This is a genomic window from Methanobacterium sp. (genome assembly GCF_038562635.1).
In the GTDB taxonomy this organism is placed as follows: domain Archaea; phylum Methanobacteriota; class Methanobacteria; order Methanobacteriales; family Methanobacteriaceae; genus Methanobacterium_D.
The window spans coordinates 197,780-217,059 of record NZ_JBCFBO010000002.1 but is presented as its reverse complement, the minus strand read 5'-3'; the positions used below and the strand labels follow the sequence as shown (position 1 = coordinate 217,059).

Annotated in this window: 18 protein-coding genes; 11 read left to right on the top strand and 7 right to left on the bottom strand. The window is 31.6% G+C overall.

What is annotated here, in order from left to right; translation table 11 throughout:
* Positions 1-258 precede the first annotated feature (258 nt).
* Positions 259-1,374: a 5-amino-6-(D-ribitylamino)uracil--L-tyrosine 4-hydroxyphenyl transferase CofH gene (gene cofH, locus AAGU07_RS13075; protein ID WP_342459550.1), complete on the top strand. Its 1,116-nt coding sequence runs from the start codon at positions 259-261 to the stop codon at positions 1,372-1,374.
* 62 nt (positions 1,375-1,436) lie between these two features.
* Here cofH and AAGU07_RS13070 read toward each other — a convergent pair whose 3' ends face one another.
* The 3 genes from AAGU07_RS13070 to AAGU07_RS13060 form a co-directional block, all read right to left on the bottom strand.
* The gene (locus AAGU07_RS13070) at positions 1,437-1,790 is read right to left on the bottom strand and encodes a cyclophilin-like fold protein (protein ID WP_342459549.1); all 354 of its coding nucleotides are present in this window, start codon (positions 1,788-1,790) and stop codon (positions 1,437-1,439) included.
* A 5-nt stretch (positions 1,791-1,795) separates the two neighbouring features.
* Positions 1,796-2,500 (bottom strand): deoxyribose-phosphate aldolase, encoded by a 705-nt coding sequence (gene deoC / locus AAGU07_RS13065; RefSeq protein ID WP_342459548.1) that lies wholly within the window; start codon positions 2,498-2,500, stop codon positions 1,796-1,798.
* Between the two features lie 369 nt (positions 2,501-2,869).
* Entirely contained in the window at positions 2,870-4,510 is a 1,641-nt protein-coding gene (locus tag AAGU07_RS13060) for a tRNA uridine(34) 5-carboxymethylaminomethyl modification radical SAM/GNAT enzyme Elp3 (RefSeq protein WP_342459547.1), read from the bottom strand.
* A 763-nt stretch (positions 4,511-5,273) separates the two neighbouring features.
* Here AAGU07_RS13060 and AAGU07_RS13055 point away from each other — a divergent pair.
* On the top strand, positions 5,274-5,618 hold the full coding sequence (locus AAGU07_RS13055; protein WP_342459546.1) for a hypothetical protein: 345 nt from the start codon (positions 5,274-5,276) through the stop codon (positions 5,616-5,618).
* Positions 5,619-5,646: 28 nt separating this feature from the next.
* Here AAGU07_RS13055 and AAGU07_RS13050 read toward each other — a convergent pair whose 3' ends face one another.
* Positions 5,647-6,735, bottom strand: a complete 1,089-nt coding sequence (locus AAGU07_RS13050) for a CBS domain-containing protein (protein WP_342459545.1) — start codon at positions 6,733-6,735, stop codon at positions 5,647-5,649.
* Between the two features lie 200 nt (positions 6,736-6,935).
* Here AAGU07_RS13050 and AAGU07_RS13045 point away from each other — a divergent pair, with 200 nt between their 5' ends.
* Both AAGU07_RS13045 and AAGU07_RS13040 read left to right on the top strand, forming a co-directional pair.
* Positions 6,936-7,229, top strand: a complete 294-nt coding sequence (locus AAGU07_RS13045; RefSeq protein ID WP_342459544.1) for a PRC-barrel domain-containing protein — start codon at positions 6,936-6,938, stop codon at positions 7,227-7,229.
* Between the two features lie 34 nt (positions 7,230-7,263).
* Positions 7,264-7,563, top strand: a complete 300-nt coding sequence (locus tag AAGU07_RS13040; RefSeq protein ID WP_342459543.1) for a DUF2098 domain-containing protein — start codon at positions 7,264-7,266, stop codon at positions 7,561-7,563.
* Positions 7,564-7,720: 157 nt separating this feature from the next.
* On the opposite strand, the gene AAGU07_RS13035 is transcribed toward AAGU07_RS13040, so the two are convergent.
* Positions 7,721-7,960 carry a hypothetical protein gene (locus AAGU07_RS13035; RefSeq protein WP_342459542.1) on the bottom strand — a complete coding sequence of 80 codons (240 nt, stop codon included), beginning with the start codon at positions 7,958-7,960 and terminating at the stop codon, positions 7,721-7,723.
* A gap of 1,160 nt (positions 7,961-9,120) precedes the next feature.
* Between AAGU07_RS13035 and AAGU07_RS13030 the strand changes: the two genes are divergently transcribed.
* From AAGU07_RS13030 to AAGU07_RS13010, 5 genes are all read left to right on the top strand, one after another.
* Entirely contained in the window at positions 9,121-10,935 is a 1,815-nt protein-coding gene (locus tag AAGU07_RS13030) for an MJ1255/VC2487 family glycosyltransferase (RefSeq protein ID WP_342459541.1), read from the top strand.
* Between the two features lie 133 nt (positions 10,936-11,068).
* The gene (locus tag AAGU07_RS13025; protein WP_342459540.1) at positions 11,069-12,079 is read left to right on the top strand and encodes a histidine kinase dimerization/phosphoacceptor domain -containing protein; all 1,011 of its coding nucleotides are present in this window, start codon (positions 11,069-11,071) and stop codon (positions 12,077-12,079) included.
* A 279-nt stretch (positions 12,080-12,358) separates the two neighbouring features.
* Positions 12,359-12,952 carry a TetR/AcrR family transcriptional regulator gene (locus AAGU07_RS13020; protein ID WP_342459539.1) on the top strand — a complete coding sequence of 198 codons (594 nt, stop codon included), beginning with the start codon at positions 12,359-12,361 and terminating at the stop codon, positions 12,950-12,952.
* A gap of 102 nt (positions 12,953-13,054) precedes the next feature.
* On the top strand, positions 13,055-13,792 hold the full coding sequence (locus AAGU07_RS13015; RefSeq protein ID WP_342459538.1) for a 4Fe-4S binding protein: 738 nt from the start codon (positions 13,055-13,057) through the stop codon (positions 13,790-13,792).
* 98 nt (positions 13,793-13,890) lie between these two features.
* A complete protein-coding gene (locus AAGU07_RS13010; RefSeq protein WP_342459537.1) occupies positions 13,891-14,691 on the top strand; it encodes an EFR1 family ferrodoxin in 801 nt (266 codons plus the stop codon).
* A gap of 82 nt (positions 14,692-14,773) precedes the next feature.
* Here AAGU07_RS13010 and AAGU07_RS13005 read toward each other — a convergent pair whose 3' ends face one another.
* Complete coding sequence (locus AAGU07_RS13005) at positions 14,774-15,958, bottom strand: trypsin-like peptidase domain-containing protein (protein ID WP_342459536.1); 1,185 nt, start codon at positions 15,956-15,958, stop codon at positions 14,774-14,776.
* 825 nt (positions 15,959-16,783) lie between these two features.
* Here AAGU07_RS13005 and AAGU07_RS13000 point away from each other — a divergent pair.
* Together AAGU07_RS13000 and AAGU07_RS12995 are read left to right on the top strand one after the other, a co-directional pair.
* Complete coding sequence (locus tag AAGU07_RS13000; RefSeq protein ID WP_342459535.1) at positions 16,784-17,404, top strand: hypothetical protein; 621 nt, start codon at positions 16,784-16,786, stop codon at positions 17,402-17,404.
* A 121-nt stretch (positions 17,405-17,525) separates the two neighbouring features.
* Entirely contained in the window at positions 17,526-17,912 is a 387-nt protein-coding gene (locus AAGU07_RS12995) for a DUF488 family protein (RefSeq protein WP_342459534.1), read from the top strand.
* Between the two features lie 36 nt (positions 17,913-17,948).
* Here AAGU07_RS12995 and AAGU07_RS12990 read toward each other — a convergent pair whose 3' ends face one another.
* Entirely contained in the window at positions 17,949-18,959 is a 1,011-nt protein-coding gene (locus AAGU07_RS12990) for a trypsin-like peptidase domain-containing protein (protein ID WP_342459533.1), read from the bottom strand.
* Positions 18,960-19,280: the final 321 nt, after the last annotated feature.

Here is a 19,280-nt window from a genome sequence, read left to right as displayed (position 1 = left end):
GTTATGATGGCTTATTTTTTGTATTTTTAATATTAAGTTTAGGGGGTTGCAAAATTGCAGTTTTATTTTTAGCTGTATTTAACTTTGAATTAAATAAATTTTTGTCTGTTTCAGTATATTAAATTGAATTGATTATCTAAAAAAAAGAAAATGATTCATTCATAATTTTAAAATTAATTACAAGTGCAAAGTAAGTATGGAAATATTTGAAATATATCACCAAAACTTTTAAAAAAGTTGACCTGAATATGGAATTGTATGTTTGACACAATGAACATCGATCCTCAGATAAAAGAAATACTTGAAAAATCTTTTGATGAAGAAATTACAAAGGATGAAGCGCTTAAACTAATGCAAGTTAAAGGAAGGGAACTTCAAGCATTAATTTTCACTGCAGACTTACTCCGAGAAGAACTGGCGGGAGACAAGGTAACTTACATCCAAAACTGGAACATCAACTTCACTGATATTTGCTCGGGGACATGCGGCTTCTGTGCGTTTAAAAAAGACGAAAATGATAAAGACGCGTACTTTTTAGAGGTTGACGAGGTCGTGCGGAGAACAAAAAATGCTGCAGATGAGGGTGCAATTGAAGTTTGCATACAGGGAGGCCTGCACCCCGATATAGATGCTTATTTTTATGAGGATATTCTTTTAAATGTCAAAAAGGAAGTCCCAAATGTTCATATTCATGCTTTTTCTCCAATGGAGATATTTTACGGGTCCAAAAAAGCGGAACTTGAGGTAGAAGACACGCTCAAGATGTTGAAAAAGGCAGGGCTTGGTTCAATGCCTGGAACTGCTGCTGAAATATTAAATGATGATATAAGGGATATCATATGCAGGGGAAAGTTAAGCACAGCAGAGTGGATCGATGTTATCGAAACGGCCCATAATACAGGAGTTCCAACAACATGTACCATGATGTACGGCCATGTTGAAAATATAAATCATAGAATTGAACACCTTGAGATTTTAAGGAACATACAGAAAAAAACAGGCGGGTTTACAGAATTTGTTCCTTTAACATTCATGCATAAAAACGCCCCAATTTTCAGGAGCGGGATTTCAAGCCCTGGAACAACAGGAGCAGACGATTTAAGGCTCTATGCAGTTTCAAGGTTAATGTTTGGTGACCTGCTCAAAAATATACAGGCTTCTTGGGTGAAACTTGGATTTAAATTTGCCCAGTTCTGTCTTATGTCTGGTGCAAATGACCTTGGAGGTACTTTAGGTGAAGAAAGCATATCCAAGTCTGCAGGGGCATCTTATGGAGAATCTACTCATCCAAGTGAATTAGAACGGGCAATAAAAGATATTGGAAGAATCCCAGCTCGAAGGAATACTTTGTATACTGAAATAGAGGAAATATAAATTATTTACTAAACTTTTCTATTTTTAATTTTTACATAAATTATGAATTTCTGGGATTTTCTTTACTCTTTTTTCCTTACTATTATTTCATCCCCATCTCTGCACTTTTTAAAGAGTTCTAAATTCTCTGTGATTTTCCCGAAATTATTCACTTCAGAAACAGGTTGTGAATTCCCGTAGAATATGCAGAAAGCAGGTCCTGGTGGCCAGTAACATATATCTCCCTCTTCAGTGGTTTTCGAAGGGTTTTCATAGTCTAATTCAAGTGTCATGTCAAAATATACTTCTTCAAGATAGGTATGTGCAGTTCCAGGAAGTGGAAATATTTCATATAATTTCTTTGCAGTTTCTGGGTTCCTATCATCTAATTTTCCAGTAGCTTTGCCTTTTCCTACTATTTCTATTTCAATTTCCATAATATTCACCTTTTAGGTGGTTCCATGCCGTGATTAAGTTTGAATAGTTCTTCCATAATTTTAACACTTGAAGAGGTACCAATTCGTGTTGCACCGGCTTTTACCATATCAAAAACGGTTTTTATATTTTTTATGCCTCCTGAAGCTTTGATACCCATTTGTGGTCCTACTGTTTTTTTAATTAGAAAAACATCTTCCACAGTAGCTCCGGGATATCCAAAACCAGTTGAGGTTTTCACGAAATTTGCACCTGCATCCTTGACTATCTCGCATGCCAGAATTTTTTCTTCTTTTGTTAATAAGGCTGTTTCAATGATTACTTTGACTATATTGTCTTCTGCTGCAGTGATAACTCCTTCTATATCTGTTTTCACTGTCTCTTTGAGCCCTGATTTAAGAGCGCCAATGTTCATCACCATATCAATTTCACAGGCTCCGTGCTGTACGACGTCTTTAGTTTCGAAGAATTTAATTTTTGACGTATTTGCTCCTAGAGGAAAGCTTATAACAGTGCAAACGTTCACATCAGACTCTTTTAAGAAGTCTGTACATAATTCAACATTTGCTGGGTTAACACAGACTGAAGCGAATCCATAGCGTTTTGCTTCATCACATAATTTTTTTATATCTTCTATTCGTGTATCGGCCTTTAAATTGGTGTGGTCGATGATTTTTGCAATTTTTTCTGGAGATTCTACTAAATTGATCATGTAAACACCATTTTAATTTTTAAATTCTTTAAATATAAATTTATAATCGAGGGTTTCTAACTAGATATATGCCTTTTACAGTGATGGTGATTTTTCTTGACTGTTATAAAATTGTCATGCACTGGTTTTATAAGGACATATTTCTTTTCAGCTAAATAGTCAATGTGAACATTTAATTCATTATCCTCGATTTTTACTTCCAATTTTTTCTATTAAAAATTCCTCTTTTACACCAGCACTGCATTTTCTTCCTTGTTTATACAGTAATTCTAAAATTTCCCGAAACTCGAACATGAAACATACAAATACTCTGTATTTGAGTGTTTTATTATCCTTTATATTATCGGGAATTTCTATTTTATAGCTAATTCAAATCTTCTTTGCCATGTAAGGGCCTAATTTTTCATACCCGAATTTTCTGTAGTAGTTTCGAGCCCCTATTCCACTTGTAACAAGTATCTTTTCCATGCCGTAGTCTTCAGATGCAACTCTAGCTGCTTCATTTAATAATGATTCTCCATAGCCTAAATGCTGCCACTGCCCATCTTCTCTTTCACCAATAGACATCATCGAGCCGTAAACATGTAATTCTCGTATAAGTGCTGTTTTATCATCTATTTCTTTTCTATGGGCATGTTCTGAGGGTATCCTTAACCTCAGGAATCCAATTAAGATATCCTTTTTAACATCTTCAAATGATAAAAAGATTTCATCACCTTCCCCAGCACGATATTCTTCCTTTAATAATTTCACGTTATCAATATCGGGGATCAATCCATGAGATGCTTTATGTCCAACTTCTCTACATCGAATACACTTGCAACTGACGTCTAGATCATGGAGTTTTTTGTATACAAGTTCACCAAGATTTGATTTTTTAACTCCAGCCTCAATTAGAGGAGAAGGTATATCCCGCTGGATTCTCATGGTCCTGACCCATTTTGGGAGGTTCTTTTTAATTTTAGCTATCAGATTAACTGCTTCTTCACTTGTATATGGCTCATAATCTCCTTTTTCCCACATTTCATAGAGTTTTGAACCTTTAGTTACTAAACATGGGTAGATTTTAAGCATATCTGGTTTAAAGCGTTCATCTGAAAATACTCTTTTAAATATTCTCAAATCTCTATCAAAATCTGCAAAAAGGCCGGGCATAAGGTGCATTGCCACCTTGATACCGGAATCCCTGAGTATTCTTGCAGATTCAATGGAGTCTTCTATTGTATGCCCGCGGTCAATCCGTTTGTATATATAATTGTAAATGGTCTGGACTCCAAGTTCCACCCTTGTAACGCCCATATTGAGCATTCTATCAACATCTTGTGTTTTACAGTAATCTGGACGGGTTTCAAATGTCATCCCAACGCACCGCACGTTGGATTTTTCATTTTTGCTTTGAACATCCTTCAGGTAAACGAACTCCTTGGGGATTTCAATATTATATGCCGCGTTAGACCCTTTAAAGTTTTCAGACGAAATGGACACATCTTTTACTCCAAAATCGTTCATAGCTTGAAGACACTTGCTGACGAACCATTCTTGATAGCACAGGAAATATGAAGGGAATGTTCCGCCCATTATAATTAATTCTACCTTGTCTAAAGGGTGTCCTATACTTTCAAGTTGAAGCAGGCGGTTGTATACCTGTAAATAAGGGTCGAATTTAAACATTCTGGCCCGAAGTGCCGCAGGTTCTTCTCCAGTGTAACTTGGAGGAGCTATATCACTCTCTGGGCAGTAAAGACACCTCCCATGAGGGCATTTATGTGGTTTACACATTACTGCAACTATTGCAACACCGGATATGGTTCTTGTGGGTTTTTTTTGTATGATCCGTGCTATTTTCTTTCTCTCATCAGGAGTTGCATTCTGCAGTATCATTGAATTACTCATAAATTTTTCAAGATTGTAGTCTCTGCAAGCCTTATGTTTTGCTTTTTCCAGATCTCTTTTTGTTTTAATTTTTCCCTTGATTATTTGATTAATTATGAGTTTGCATGCATTTTCCATTATTATTTTCTCCAAAAAATAAGTGTTTAAATCGAATGCTCAAAAAATCAGAGCATGCAAACACTGCCAAAATCCTCAAAAAAATCCCTCGAAATTCATAGAATTTCGGGGCATCAAAAACCACAGGTTTTTGAAGGCTTTGATTTTTTTTGGGACTGTCAAACGCGAAGCGTTTGAGCATTGGAAATCAAAGATTTCCAAAGGTTAGAAAATGCAAAGCATTTTCTAAAATTCAATGAATTTTGGCGCATGTAAAAAATCGTAGATTTTTTACGGTTGCGAATTTGCAATTCGCAAACATCGAAAATTAAAAATTTTCGAATGTTGTCAAATCTGTGATTTGACACAACAAATACTTCGTATTTGTATGCTTCGTGTTTGCTGTTTGCAAAATGGAGTTTTGCAATCGTGAAAATTAAAAATTTTCACATGTTACAAAATCTTTGATTTTGTAAACATTCGAAAATCGTAGATTTTGAGGGTAGTTAAATTAAAGATAATATTAAGTTTTATATCAAATGAAAATTCTCTATTTAATAAGTTTATAGACATCTGGTATAATATAATAGTTATGTATGTCAAATTTTTATTTTTTCCTAAAATGGGAAATTATTTTAACTCAATTAAATATTTTTTATTGACTATTTAGGAACTATTTCTGAATTAGACTTTAAAATAGTAAATTTTTTTTATAAGTTCAGTTCATATCTAAAATTAATTAATTCATACTCGGAAATTGCATGGATTATACAGGAGGTATTCTATGAGCGAGACTGTAAATAAAGTAACATTTAGTAAAGTCTGTGGGAATGAAGAATACAAACTTAAAGTTTTGAAAGATTTCGTTGAGATAAAAAATGATAAAGAAAAAATTAAAAGGGTCGATGTTTCTGCTGTAGGTGAAATTGGAAAGATAATTCATGAATTTTTTGAAGATAAAAATGATGAAAACCAGACAGTAAAAAATGGTCAATTAATTTCATTAGACAAAGTTAATGGAAGTATTGAACCAGTTTCATATAAATTTAGAGGCATATCATCTTTAAATAGTATTGAATCTGAGTTCGAACCGGTATATAAATTTACAATTATCCTAGAAGAAACGTGAATTTAATTACCAAGTGCTGAAAAAGAATTTATTCAGGGGGTTTAGTATCTAATACTTCTAAAACCCTCATTATATCTGTTTTAGAGATTATTCCGACTAAATTTCCATTTTCAATAACTGGAAGTCTTCCAATATTGTTTTTAGTAATTTTTTCTAGGGTATTCATTGCAGGCTCTTCAGGGTTTGCTAAAATAAGTTTTTTAGTCATTATATTTCCAATAAGTGTATCCCTCTGATTTTCAGGTATCTTAGAAATGTCATCGAAAGTAACGATACCAACAAGCTCACCATGATCTTTTACAGGATAGCCCATGTGTCTTTGTTTGAACATGGTATTTAATGCCTCTGAAACCGAGGTATCTGGAGTTAATGTATTTACATCTTTAGTCATGATATCTCTAACTTTGATTCCCTCAAGCTTTGATGAAATCATGACATTTTTATATTCTTGGTCTGCACCTAAGTAAATGAATATCGCTATCAATATCAAAATAAAATTAAAAAATATACCTAATATAACCATTAAGATAGCGAACTGTTTTCCTACTGAAGCAGCAGCTTTAGTTGCTTTGGTATAACTCATTCTTTTTGCAAAAAAAGCTCTTAGTACTCTTCCCCCATCCATGGGGAAAGCAGGAAGAAGATTAAAAAGTCCAAGTACAAGATTAACTCCTAAGAAGTTAGCAAGAAACAGAGATAAATCTACTGATGGAGTGTTAGAAATAAAGAATGAGTTAAAAGTTAAAGAACCCACGCCGCCAATAATTAACAGGCCTATAAAACAAGCTAATGCTATTAAAATATTGGCAAGTGGCCCAGCAGCAGCTATTTTAAGTTCTTGATCTGGATCCTTAGGAATCTCTTCCATTGCAGATACACCGCCAATGGGTAAGAGAACTATTTTACCTACTTTAACTCCATATCTCTTTGCCACATAAGAATGGCTTAATTCATGTACAACAACTGTTACAAATAGTAATGTGATTAGAAACGCGATATACACAGATATTATTCCTAAAAAGGCTATAACATATATAAAAAGCATTAATAATAAAAATGAAATGTGCAGTTCCACAGGGATTCCAAAGGCGCTGAATATTTTAAATGAAGACTTCATAACATCACTATATTACTATGATTCCATCAACTTAATAAAATTATATTTCCTAAAAATAATTAATTTAAATTTTAAATAGATTTTTGAGGTATATTTTAAATTTGAGGTATATGGACAGTTAATAATAATTATACTACAGTTATATTGTGCACTCATAAAAAATATATGCTTTAAAAAATAGACTAAAAACAGGTGTATTTATGAAAGTAAGCGAGTTAATGGGTAGAAAAGTCCTTGATAAAAATGCAATGGAAATTGGAAAAGTATCTGATGTTGATTTGATGCCAAAAGAAGGTGTTATAGACACAATCACAATATCTACTGGTGAAGTGTGGGTTAGAAATAGAACTTTTGAAATTAAACCCCGTGACATTCAACAGGTAGGGGACTATCTAATCTTAAATCTTGAAGAAGCTGAAATAGAAGGAATATTTGAAGAAGAAGAGGAAAAAGCTCCTGAAAAGACAAGATTAACTCTTACTAAAGAGGACTGATGTTTAAATCTATTAACTTTAAGGGGGTTAAATAATGGAAGTTTCAGATTTCTGCGGTAAACCTATAATGAAAGGTTCCTATGTTATATATAATGGAACTGGTACAATTGGTAAAGTTGTTGACATTAAAACTGAAAATGAAGCTACCTGGGCAAAATTAGAAGATACAGATCTCTGGTATAAAAGCAATTATTTGCAGGCCATTGAAAAAATAGAAAAAAATGGACTTAAAAAAGAATCCAGAGAAGACATCAAAGAAAAACTTAAAAACAGGAAGAAGCTTGTTGATGAAGATATTGATATGAGCTCAGAACTCTGTGACGGTGGAGGATAGATTTATATCCTTTAAAAATAGTTTTAATTTATTAATTAATTTTTTACCGCAATTATGCCGCTTATTTTTTGTAAGTTAGTGATATACAAAAAAGAAGTAATTAACTCATGTTTTAAAACAATTATAATTTAATATAAAATTTGAAAACATGTAAAATTTATTTTAGTCGTATTTTGTAAGTTTTGTAGACAAGTACTTTTAAATTCCTCATTTTTCTTTCTATACTGTGTCTTTCTTCCCGTGCTTTTGTGTATAACTCTACATATTTATCATGGTCTTCAGTTACTTTTCTGTGACTTTTTTTCATGTCTGCATGTAATTTCATGAGACATTTTTTAATTATTTCATCTTTTTCATGATTTAAATCTGTTAGGGTTTCATTTTTTTCAGATATCACTGTTTTAATTGTTGTATGGCGTTTTTCAAGATCACTTAATTTAATTTTTGTAGTCTCAATATCTTTAAGACTTGAATCACTGTTATTTTCTTTTAAATTCTCTTTAAGATATTTAAGCTCCTCTTCTGTGCGTGTAATATTGTTTGTAGTAATTGTGTCTTTATTTTCAAGATTATTTAATTCATTTTGATAGATGGTTATTTGCTCATCTATTTTTTTAACTTCTTCTGTTTTGCCAGCAGATTCTAAAAATTCGCTTAAATATTCGTCTATACTGTCTATGTTAACATCTCCATTCTATTAAAAGTTAAAAACAATATAAAATCAAAAATCGAAATTTCCATTTTAACTTCTATTTATAATTTTTGTTCTGCAATTATTGTATTGTACTTTGAAAGATATAAAGACTTATCAAAAATTTCACCTTATTGCATTAAAATTATTTTTTTAGTATAATATTAATTTTACATGTGCTTATATATTATATAATTCATAAAATTTAGTTAATTAAGAATCTAACTTTTTATGGGAGTATTAAGATATAACAAGGGTTAAAAAAGACGTATTAAAACTAATTTGGTAGTAGTAAACAAAATTTCATTATGGAGTAATAAACTTAAAATGATTTTGAATGGGTTAATATGACTGAGAATAAATCGGGATATCCTTCCTATAAACTTTATAACCATCATGATGTTTTTGTTATTTGGATATTAATACAAGGTTTAAGTGATTTTTACTGGATAATTGTAGTTTAACCCTGATTTACTGAGATCGTACGTTAAAACTGCATAGGGGGTTCATGTAAAAAGATAGTTAAATGTGGATAAATGGGTATTGAAGATACGTTCTATGTAGAATTAGGACAGATATAGGTAAAAAAGAGTTTATAATAACTTATTTAAGGTATAATTGACAAGAATTAAAGGAATTTCATTTGTTTTACATTAAATTTAATTAGAATATGTATATTTTTTTAAATTGAGATTATTTTCTTTTTAATGAGGGCATAATTCAATTTTTTAAAAAGTTTCCTTAAAAATGGATTTGATAGGTATCGGTAATTAGTTTATATTTATACATAAAAACTATAATAATTAGTATTAATTATGTCTTAAATAGTAAGCTTTAAAAATAAATTAGAATAAACTAATCTATGAATGCTTAGTATAATAATCCCAACATACAATGAGGAGTGTTATCTCCCTAAATTACTTCAAAGTATAAAAGATCAAAATTTCAAAGATTATGAAATTATTGTAGCGGACGCTAAATCCACTGATAAAACAAGAGAAATAGCAGAATCGTTCGGATGTAAAGTTGTAGATGGTGGATCTCCTGCTGTGGGCCGAAATAAGGGGGGTGAAGTAGCAGAAGGGGAATATTTATTATTCCTGGATTCTGATGCGATATTAACTGAAGGATATCTAGAATCTGCATTAAATGAATTTACTGAAAATGATCTTGATATAGGTATAACCCAATTAGTTCCAATTAGTGATAGTAAGAAAGATAAAATATTACATGACTTTGCGAACTTCTTTATGAAACTTGTGGAGTCAATAAAGCCCCATGGTGCAGGCTGTTATGGAATTTTAACCAAGAAAGATATCCATGAGGAAGCAGAAGGATTTAATGAATGCCTTGATTTTGGAGAAGACAGTGATTATATAGAACGGATAGGGAAAATACACTCTTTTAAGGTGCTAAGAGAGCCTAAACTCCTTATATCTACAAGAAGACTTGAAAAAGAAGGGCTTAAAAGTCTGGCGTTAATTTATGCAAAGAGTACCCTGTACGACTTCATGGGCAAGAAAATTACAGCTGGTGAATTAAACTACACCTTTGGACATTCCAAAGAAAAGAAAAAGAAGATACTTTATTCTGTATGTGGGGAAGGAATGGGCCATGCTATCCGAAGTTCAGTAATGATTAAACACCTGTTAAAGGAAAATGATGTGGTTATTTTTGCTGGAGGTAGAGCATTTAGCTATCTTTCAGAAAAATTCAATGATGTATATTATATAGAAGGGCCTAACACTGTTTACAGTGGAAATAATGCACAGTATAAATCTACATTCTTTTCTGTAGTTAAAGACCTTCCAAAAAGTTTGAAATTTAATATTAAACTGCTTTATAATATTGCCAGGGCATTTAAACCGGATATTATAGTTTCTGATTTTGAGGCATTCTCCAACATTTTAAGTAAACTACTCGGAATACCTCTTATTAGTCTTGATAATATACATGTTATTACTCAGTGCAAATTAGACCTCCCTGAACGGTATTTAAGTGAAAAGATAGTAGCTGGAGGAGTCATACGTTTATTTATAAACAGGCCTAAATGTTATTTAATTACAACATTTTTCTATCCTGAAATTAAAAATAAGGAGAAAGTAGAGTTATTCCCTCCTGTGCTTAGGGAAGAAATTTTAAATCTTAACCCTGTAAATGGTAACCATGTACTTGTTTATCAAACAAGTGATTCCAATTTAGAGCTTATTTCTACATTAAAATCTATTAATGAAGAATTTGTAATTTATGGTTTTAACATGGAAAAAGAGGATGGAAATCTTCACTTCCGTAAATTTAATGAAAATCAGTTCTTCAAAGACTTTGAATCGTGCAAAGCAGTGGTTTCTAACGGAGGATTTACTTTGATAAGTGAATCAATGTATCTTAAAAAACCAATATTTTGTATTCCTGTAAAGAAACAGCCGGAACAGACTGTTAATGCGATGTATATCGAAAAACTGGGCTATGGTGAATTCCATGAATTATTAACTAAAGAAAACTTTGAAAATTTCCTGGATAAATTAGATGTATACCGTGAATCACTTAGTTCATTTAAACACGATAGAAATCAGGAAATTTTCCAGGCTTTAAATGATGCAATTGAAAAATATTCTAAGGAGTATTCGCAAGCTACCTACAAAATCGTTAATTTAATAGAATCAAGAGAAAACGCAAAATAAAACTACTATTTTTAATTCGTTTCTTAAAAAATCCATCCTATTTATTATTGCAGGGACTTATATCAGCTTATTTATAAAACTTCAAATTATAAAAGGAGTTACTTGAATAAAACACTTTCAGTAAATGATTAAAATGAATGTAGAATACAGAGTAACATCTTTTTTAGAAGATATTGAAGGGTGGAAGTTTGTATTAAACTCCTTACCTGATCTTATAGCTATTTTAAACCATAAATATGAGATTATATGGGCGAACACTGCTATGGCAGAGTGTTTAAATACTTCGCTAGATTCATGTTTGGGAGTTAAATGTTTTGAGGCAATTCATGGTACTAAATTGCCTGTTGATAACTGTCCCCATGCGAAAATGATGATGGATAATAGAGGGCATACTGAAGAAGTGTATGAACCTAATTTGGGCGGATATTTTATGGTTACGGCTGCTCCTATAAAGGATAAATCTGGAAACACGCTGGGGAGCGTGCACATAGCACGTGATATCACAGAACGTAAAATAATGGAAGATAAAATTAAAACTTCCCTTCAAGAGAAGGAAATGTTAATTAGAGAGACATATCACAGGGTAAAAAATAATTTAATGGTTATATCAAGCCTTCTTGATTTACAGGCAAGGTATATTGAAGATATAGAAACACAGAATATTTTCAGGGACAGTCAAAATCGTGCAAGATCTATGGCGTTAATTCATGAAAAACTGTACCAGACAACTGACCTTAAATGGATTAACTTTGCAAATTACATCAAAAAATTATCTATGGAACTCTTCGAAACGTATTCTGGACAATCTAGTATTATAAAAATTAATTTTGATTTAGAAGATCATGAACTGGATACTGAAACATCAATTCCATTAGGGCTTATAGTCAATGAACTTATATCAAACGGCCTGAAACATGCATTTCCTGACGGCAGAAATGGTACTATCAAAATAAAGTTCTACAAAGATGGTGGAAAATATGTATTGATAATATCTGACAATGGAATCGGATTTCCAGAAGAGTTAGATTACAAAAAATCAGATTCTTTAGGTTTAAGAATTGTAAATAGTCTGGTAGATCAGATACATGGTGAAATAGATATGGATAGAACTTATGGGACAAAATTCACCATAAAATTTCCATAATTGGGGTTTTGACGCATTAAATTAATTTAATGATTAATTTTAAAATTTAATGCAGTTTAATCCATTCAATGTTTATATATTTTTATATATTGAATATAATATTTTTTAAATGATTTAGTATATTGTTTAAACTAATTTTAGGAGATTCAAGCGGGATTAATCTCAAAATATTTTAAAATTATAAATTTTGAATGATTTGCAAATTTTAGAAAGTTTTATATAATGAGATGTATCACTGTTATTTTAACAAACCGGCAGTCGGTTTTTTGGAGAAACATAATGACTAAAAAAGAATCCAAAGAAAAACGTATCAATGATATTACTGATGCTGCTATGGAAATTTTCCTAAAAAAAGGTTATGAAAACACTACAATGGAATCAATTGCTAAAAAAGCAGGTATAAGTAAAGGCGGATTGTATCACCACTTTAAAAGCAAGGATATGATATTGATATTTGTTAATCAAAAGATAAGCAAAAAATTAGAAGAAATAGGACATGCCTCCATGGAAATGCCATCAGTTAAAGAGGGACTGCTTTTTTATATGGAAAATTATCTCAAGTACTGGTTAGAACACCCTGTAGAAACTACTTTTCTCTTCCTGTCTATTACTAAAATTTTAGACAATTCTGAGCTTTTAAAGTATTATCAGCAGTTTACTGGAGATTATATAAAATATCTGGAAGAAGCTTTTAAGATGGGAGTTGAAGCAGGTGAATTTATTCCACATGATACCATGACAAGTGCAGTTACCTTGGCAGCAGCACTAGATGGAATTATATGCTACATGTTCCTCGATGAGCAGCTGAATCTTGAGGAAGTGGTAAAACGATTTGAAGAAAAATTTATAAAACCAATTGAAAAAGGAGTATAATTGCTTTAAATTAATTAAATAATAATTAAAGTAATATCGCGACTTAATTAAGGATATACGTCTTTAATACATGTTATTATGATAAAATAATTGGGGCATTATATGAAAGATATAAAACAGAAAATTAGAAAAACAACGTTGTTAATTTCATTTTTACTTTTCCCAGTTACCATGTTTTACTTTTCACCCTTTTTGATAATATGGGGAGCTTCCTTTGGGATAATTACAGGCAGCTTTATAACTTTCACTGTTCTGTTCATTTTATCACTGTTCTTTGGTAGAGCATTCTGCGGATGGGCCTGTCCAACTGGAGGAGCTCAGGAATACTGCTTCTCAATAAATGATGGAAAAACAAGGGGTGGAAAATATAACTGGATTAAATATTTCCTCTTTGTGCCATGGCTGGCTATTATTACAATAATGGCTTTATTAGCAGGTGGTTTAACTAAAATTGATCCTTTCTTCATGACTGCCAGTGGAGTTTCTATTTCAGAACCATTTATGTACATTATTTACTATGGTGTGCTGCTATCAACAATTGCAGTCTCACTAATAGCTGGTAAAAGGGCCAGTTGTCATTATTTCTGCTTTATAGCCCCATTTATGATTATTGGGACAAAAATAAAGAATTTTTTTAGATGGCCTTCCCTTCACATTAAAACTGATAAAGAGCTTTGCACGGAATGCAGGCTCTGTAGAAACTGTCCGATGAGTCTTGATGTGCAGCAAAAAGTGAAAGATGGAGATATGCATGATTTTGAATGCATTTTATGCGGCCAATGTGTTGATTCCTGTCCAAAGGGAGCAATAAAATATGCTTTTGGCAGGCCGGAGAAATAAAAATACATGTAATTTACAGGTTAATGGTTTAAAAGTTATAAATTAATAATGATTTAAAGTTAATATTTAATAAATAAGTTCAGTAAAAGGTGTATATTATGGATTTAAAAACAATAGACTTTTATTTTTTCTCAGGGACAGGAAATACTCTGCTTGTAGTAAAGAAGATGCGCGATACATTCGAAAAAAACGGCATAACTGTAAATTTACACAAAATCGAAGAATCAAATCCGGATAAGGTTAATTTGGAGCATATGATAGGACTAGCATTTCCTGTGGCAGTATTTTCAACTTATCCTTTAGTCTGGGATTTTATAGAGTCGTTGCCCCGTGCAGGTGGTACCAAAATTTTCATGGTTGACACCCTGGGAGGTACTTCTGGAGGAATTGTTGGTCCACTTCGAAAGATTGTCTCAGAGAAGGGTTACAATCCAGTTGGGGCCATGGAAATCCAGATGCCTTCCAATATATTTTTTATACGGGATGAAAAAACAAACAAAAATAAAGTTCAAAAGGGACTCCAAGTAGCTGAAGAATATGCATTAGATCTTGTAAATGAAAAGGCTGAATGGGGACGTGTTCCAATTTTATCCGATGCTGTGAACTTATTTTCAAGGGGTACTTTGAAGCTAACTGGAATTGATTTACACCAGAAATTACTCCTTTTTAAGGTGAATAAGGAAAAATGCAATAAATGTGGAATATGCGTTGGTCTGTGCCCAACTAAAAATATCAAGATAGACAGCGGGAACTACCCTGATCATGGCTTAAACTGTCAATACTGTTTAAGATGTACTTCTCTCTGCCCTAAACATGCTATTCCATGCAGTTTTAATTATAAAGGGAAAACATACAGTGCTGTTAAGGCAAAAGAATTTTTGAAGATAAGGAATCTTTAATTATTTATTTTAAATCCAATGATTTAGACCTTATTAAAAAGTTGAATAAAAAAAAATTTCGAGAATTTAGTCTCGAATGTGATTAAGCTACTGTAATTGGTACTTTATTTTTATTACATATTTTTTTAATGTATTTTGAAGATAAGTAAAGGCTAGCTACTATTTTTTCAGGATTTTTTTTGGTTCCAATTCCATAAACTAGTACACCTGTTACTCTATTTGCACTGTTAACAACTGGTCCTCCGCTGTAACCTTCAGCTGTAACTGCACTTGTTCTATAATAAATTGTACCTTGAGCATTAGGCTTTTTAGCTATTAAATGACCTGATGATACAAATGGAGTATAATTTGATGGTTTTGAAGCTGAATACTTGGTTTTATTATTCGCTTTTAGTTTTGATTCCATTTTTTTACCAGGATATCCATATATATAAATTTTTCCGCCTATTTTTGGATTCTTTGCACTGACTGTTAATGCCGGTAATTTCTTGCTTTTACCAGGGTCGACTTTTAGAAGAGCTATATCCTGGTCTTTGTTACTATCTCCTACGTCAACTAAATGTGCTTTTAGAGAATTGTTGCTTCCGCTGCCTTTTAATCCAAGACCTTTAACATAAATGCTTGATTTATATATTTTTGTAGATATCCATCCATTTTTAATGAATTTAGATGTAACATCTCCCATAGCTTTTTCAGGATCCGGGTTAGATGTATTTTTGAGGAATTTAGAGCTTAATTGGGGATCATTTCTTATATAATTTATTAAACCTATCTCTTCTACATACCATTTTACATCGTTAGAATTCATTTTTTTAAGTATATTTTCATTGTTTAACGTATTAGAATCACTTACGACATGAAATGCAGTTATGATATAACCATTTTTAGTTACAATTGACCCTGATCCAGTACTGTATGGCTGATAATTAACTGTCACATTTACTTTCTTATGAGTAATGGGATTTTTAACGGTAACTACTCCTGAAAAACCGCTTTCAATATAAACGGTTCCATTTTGAACAGCACTTACGTGTGAGTTATGAGATAACGAGTTTGCAGAAACAGGGTGGACATTAACCATTGCAAAAATTCCAACTGCTGCAACTATAAGCATCAATGCTTTGAGTAATATTGATGTTTTGTTTTTAAAATCAAATGATGGTAAAAAATTTTTAGATAAAATACTTGACTTTTTAAGTCGGTCATTACATTTTTCGCAAAAATTTGCGCATGCGGCATTTTTAAAGCCACATCTTGGGCAAATCACTATTACACCTCTTAATCATCCTGGATTGATAAAAAGGACATTAAACTGCATGTAATGTTAGAATAAATTACTTTGAAATTCTAAGCTGTTATCTGCAGTATTTCAATCTTCCACGTACCTTTATATCTTAAAACCAGAAAATAAACCACATAATACAATTATATGTATGTATGCATTATTCCGCTTAATTAAACCACATTTATGTCATGATGACCATTTTTCAAAAATAGCATTTCAAGACAACCCTAATAATCTCATATCACATATAAATATTTCGCTCTATTTTCCAAAAATAAACTTAATTAATGCTTATTTTATCAAAAAAAGACAGTATAGAAAGTTTTATTTTAAATTGTTATTGAGTTTCCATAATTTATTATTATTTTTGATTATGCCCTTACAATTAAACCCTAATTTTAAAAATATTAAATGATTTTAGCTATTTTAGAGGGGACATATTTATTCTAGATAAAAACATAGGGCATTGATAATTTACTTTTTAGTAAAAAATGCCATTTCCAGTTTATTTTATGTTGAATAAACTCAAACCATGTATTACTTTTGTAAAATAAGTTTAATACTCTATTTTTCGCTGTATTTTAAGAAAATAAATATGAAAAGCGTCATAAGTATAGTAAATGAAATCTGTTAGAGGGTACATTTATTGTTTATATAACTCAAATTCAGTTAATTAGTAAATATATAAAAAATCAGGACTCATTTAAATGGTGGGCATTCATTTAAATTTGGATATATTGACAATGTTTTAAAAATGATTAATAAATAAATTTTTTGAAATATAAATTGTTAAAAAGAGGTTTTAGTGTGTCAAAATATGATTTAGATAAAAAAGACGTCGATATTAAAAAATTAGCTGAAAAAGCGCTGAATGATAAAGTTTTATTACATGAACTGCTTAAAGGGATTGTATCTAAGGATAACACTACTAGATCAAATAGTTTTAATGTACTCCAGATTATAAGTGTTGAAAAACCAGAAATTCTTTATCCACAGTGGGATTATTTCCATAAAATGCTCATAAGTAAAAATAATTATCATAAATACATTGCTATTTATATTCTGGCAGACCTTACCAGGGTAGATAAAGAAAATAAATTTGAAGATATTTTTGATGAATATTATGGGATACTTGCAGGGGACAAGATCATGACAGCCTCTCATGTGGCCCTTAATTCCAGTAAAATAGCATTGAACAAGCCAGAACTCCAATCAAAAATACTTGACATGCTTTTGGATATAGACAACATTCATCAGGGCCGGCAGAATGAGCTGCTTAAGTCATATGTTATAGAAGCACTTAGAAAAATGTATCCTGAGATTAAGGATAAAGAAAGGGTGGCAAAGTTCATTGAGGCTCAATTGGATAGTTCAAGCCCTAAAACAAGAGATTTAGCGGCATGTTTCCTGGATAAATGTACGTGGTAAGTATTTTTAAGTTTAAAGATATATGGGGCGCAGGATTATTAATCATCAACAACGTAGTAATATATGAAATTTTAAATAATTGCATTTTTCGAGATTAACTGTACTGAATTGGTGGCTCAGTATGTTCAAAATTAAAAGTATTTACGAACCTGCAGATAAAGAAGATGGATTTAGAATTTTAGTAGATAAAACATGGCCTGAAGGATTATCAAAAGAAGATACAAAGGTAGATTTATGGCTTAAAGAAATTGCCCCTACAAAAGATACAGATAAATGGATCACAGAGAACACTGTAGATTTTGAAGGGTTTAAAGAGGAATATCGCAGGGAACTGCGAAAGAAAAAGACACTTATTTCTATTATCCGGAACTTTGAAAAAGAAAATGGAACTGTTACTTTGTTATATTCTAAACGCGACCCTGAATGTAATTGCGCAGCGGTTTTGAAAGATAAACTTAATGGATACAGGACAGTCAGCAGGTCTGTAGGCAGGCTTCATGGAGGGTGATTTTTAATTAGTTTCAAAAAAAGGATAATAATGAAGTTAATTTAATGTAACTCCATATTTTTTACATATTTTCTGGATGTAACTTGAGGATAGGAAAAGACTGCCTGCAATCTTTTTAGATTTTTCATCCAAAATACCGTAACCTAAAACGCCTATCACCTTTTTCTGGCTGTTAACAACAGGACCTCCACTGTAACCTTCACCTGTAAGGGCGTTTGTTACGTAATATATAGTGCCTTGGGGGTTAGGTGCCATTGCCTTTAAATTACCTGATGAGCTTGATGGAGTGCTGCTTTTTTTATTTACCGGATAGCCGTATATGACAACTTTTTCATTCATTTTGTGGCTTAAACTAATACCTGAAATGGGCAGATTCACACCACTGGTATTTACTTTTAGAAGTGCTATATCTTCACCATTTGCGGTATTTCCAGAACCTATCAAACTGGCTTTTAGTGAATTACTGGTATTGACGTTGTGCAATGCGTTTCCTTTGACATAAATCTCACTTCTATAAGAGTTTGAAGATATCAACCCTTTTTTAATGAAATCATTTGTAGCACGTTCTAAGGCTTTCCTGCGGTCATTTTGAGTTTTGGGCACATTTTTAAACAATTGGTAAGCAAGTATTGGATTTTTATTTTTTAAATAGTACAATAAACCTGCCTCTTCAACATACCACTTTATATCACTAGAATTCATTTGTTTAAGCTGATTTTTGCTTTCTAATGCTCTGGAATCACTTAAAACGTGAAATGCAGTTATAATATAGCCGTTTTTATTTATAATAAAACCTGACCCGTAGCTGTAGGGCTGGTAGTTGACTGTTACATTTGATGTTACATTAAACATAGGGTCTTTAATTGTAACTGTGCCTGAAAATCCCTGTTCAACGCTGACAGTTGTACTTGCAATATTTGCAGTGTTTAAAGAGCTTCCAGCAACTGCCTGTGCACATCCAATTCCTGAAAATCCGATAACAATAATGATCAGTAAAAATATTTTAAATAGATTTAATAATTTGTTTTTTGATTCAGGGAGAATCATGTTTCCACCTCTTGGGGATTGATTGTTCGACAATATCTTAAATATTTATATAATTGGAATAATATACAATATATCTTGTTTTTGGTAATTAATTCTGAAAAGAAGCAGCTTTGCAGATTTTAAAATTAGTTAAAGCCTTCAAATTGGTATAATGCATGTGCATCATGATGATCATTTTTAAACTGTTCTATTTCAAGATGATTTTATTCGGTTTGAAGTTTTATATAAACATTTTGTTTTAATTACAATGAATGTATTTAGGGCTTGTTTTATTAAATAATTAAAGTAAAACAGGTTTTAATTTTCAGTGACAAGGATGTA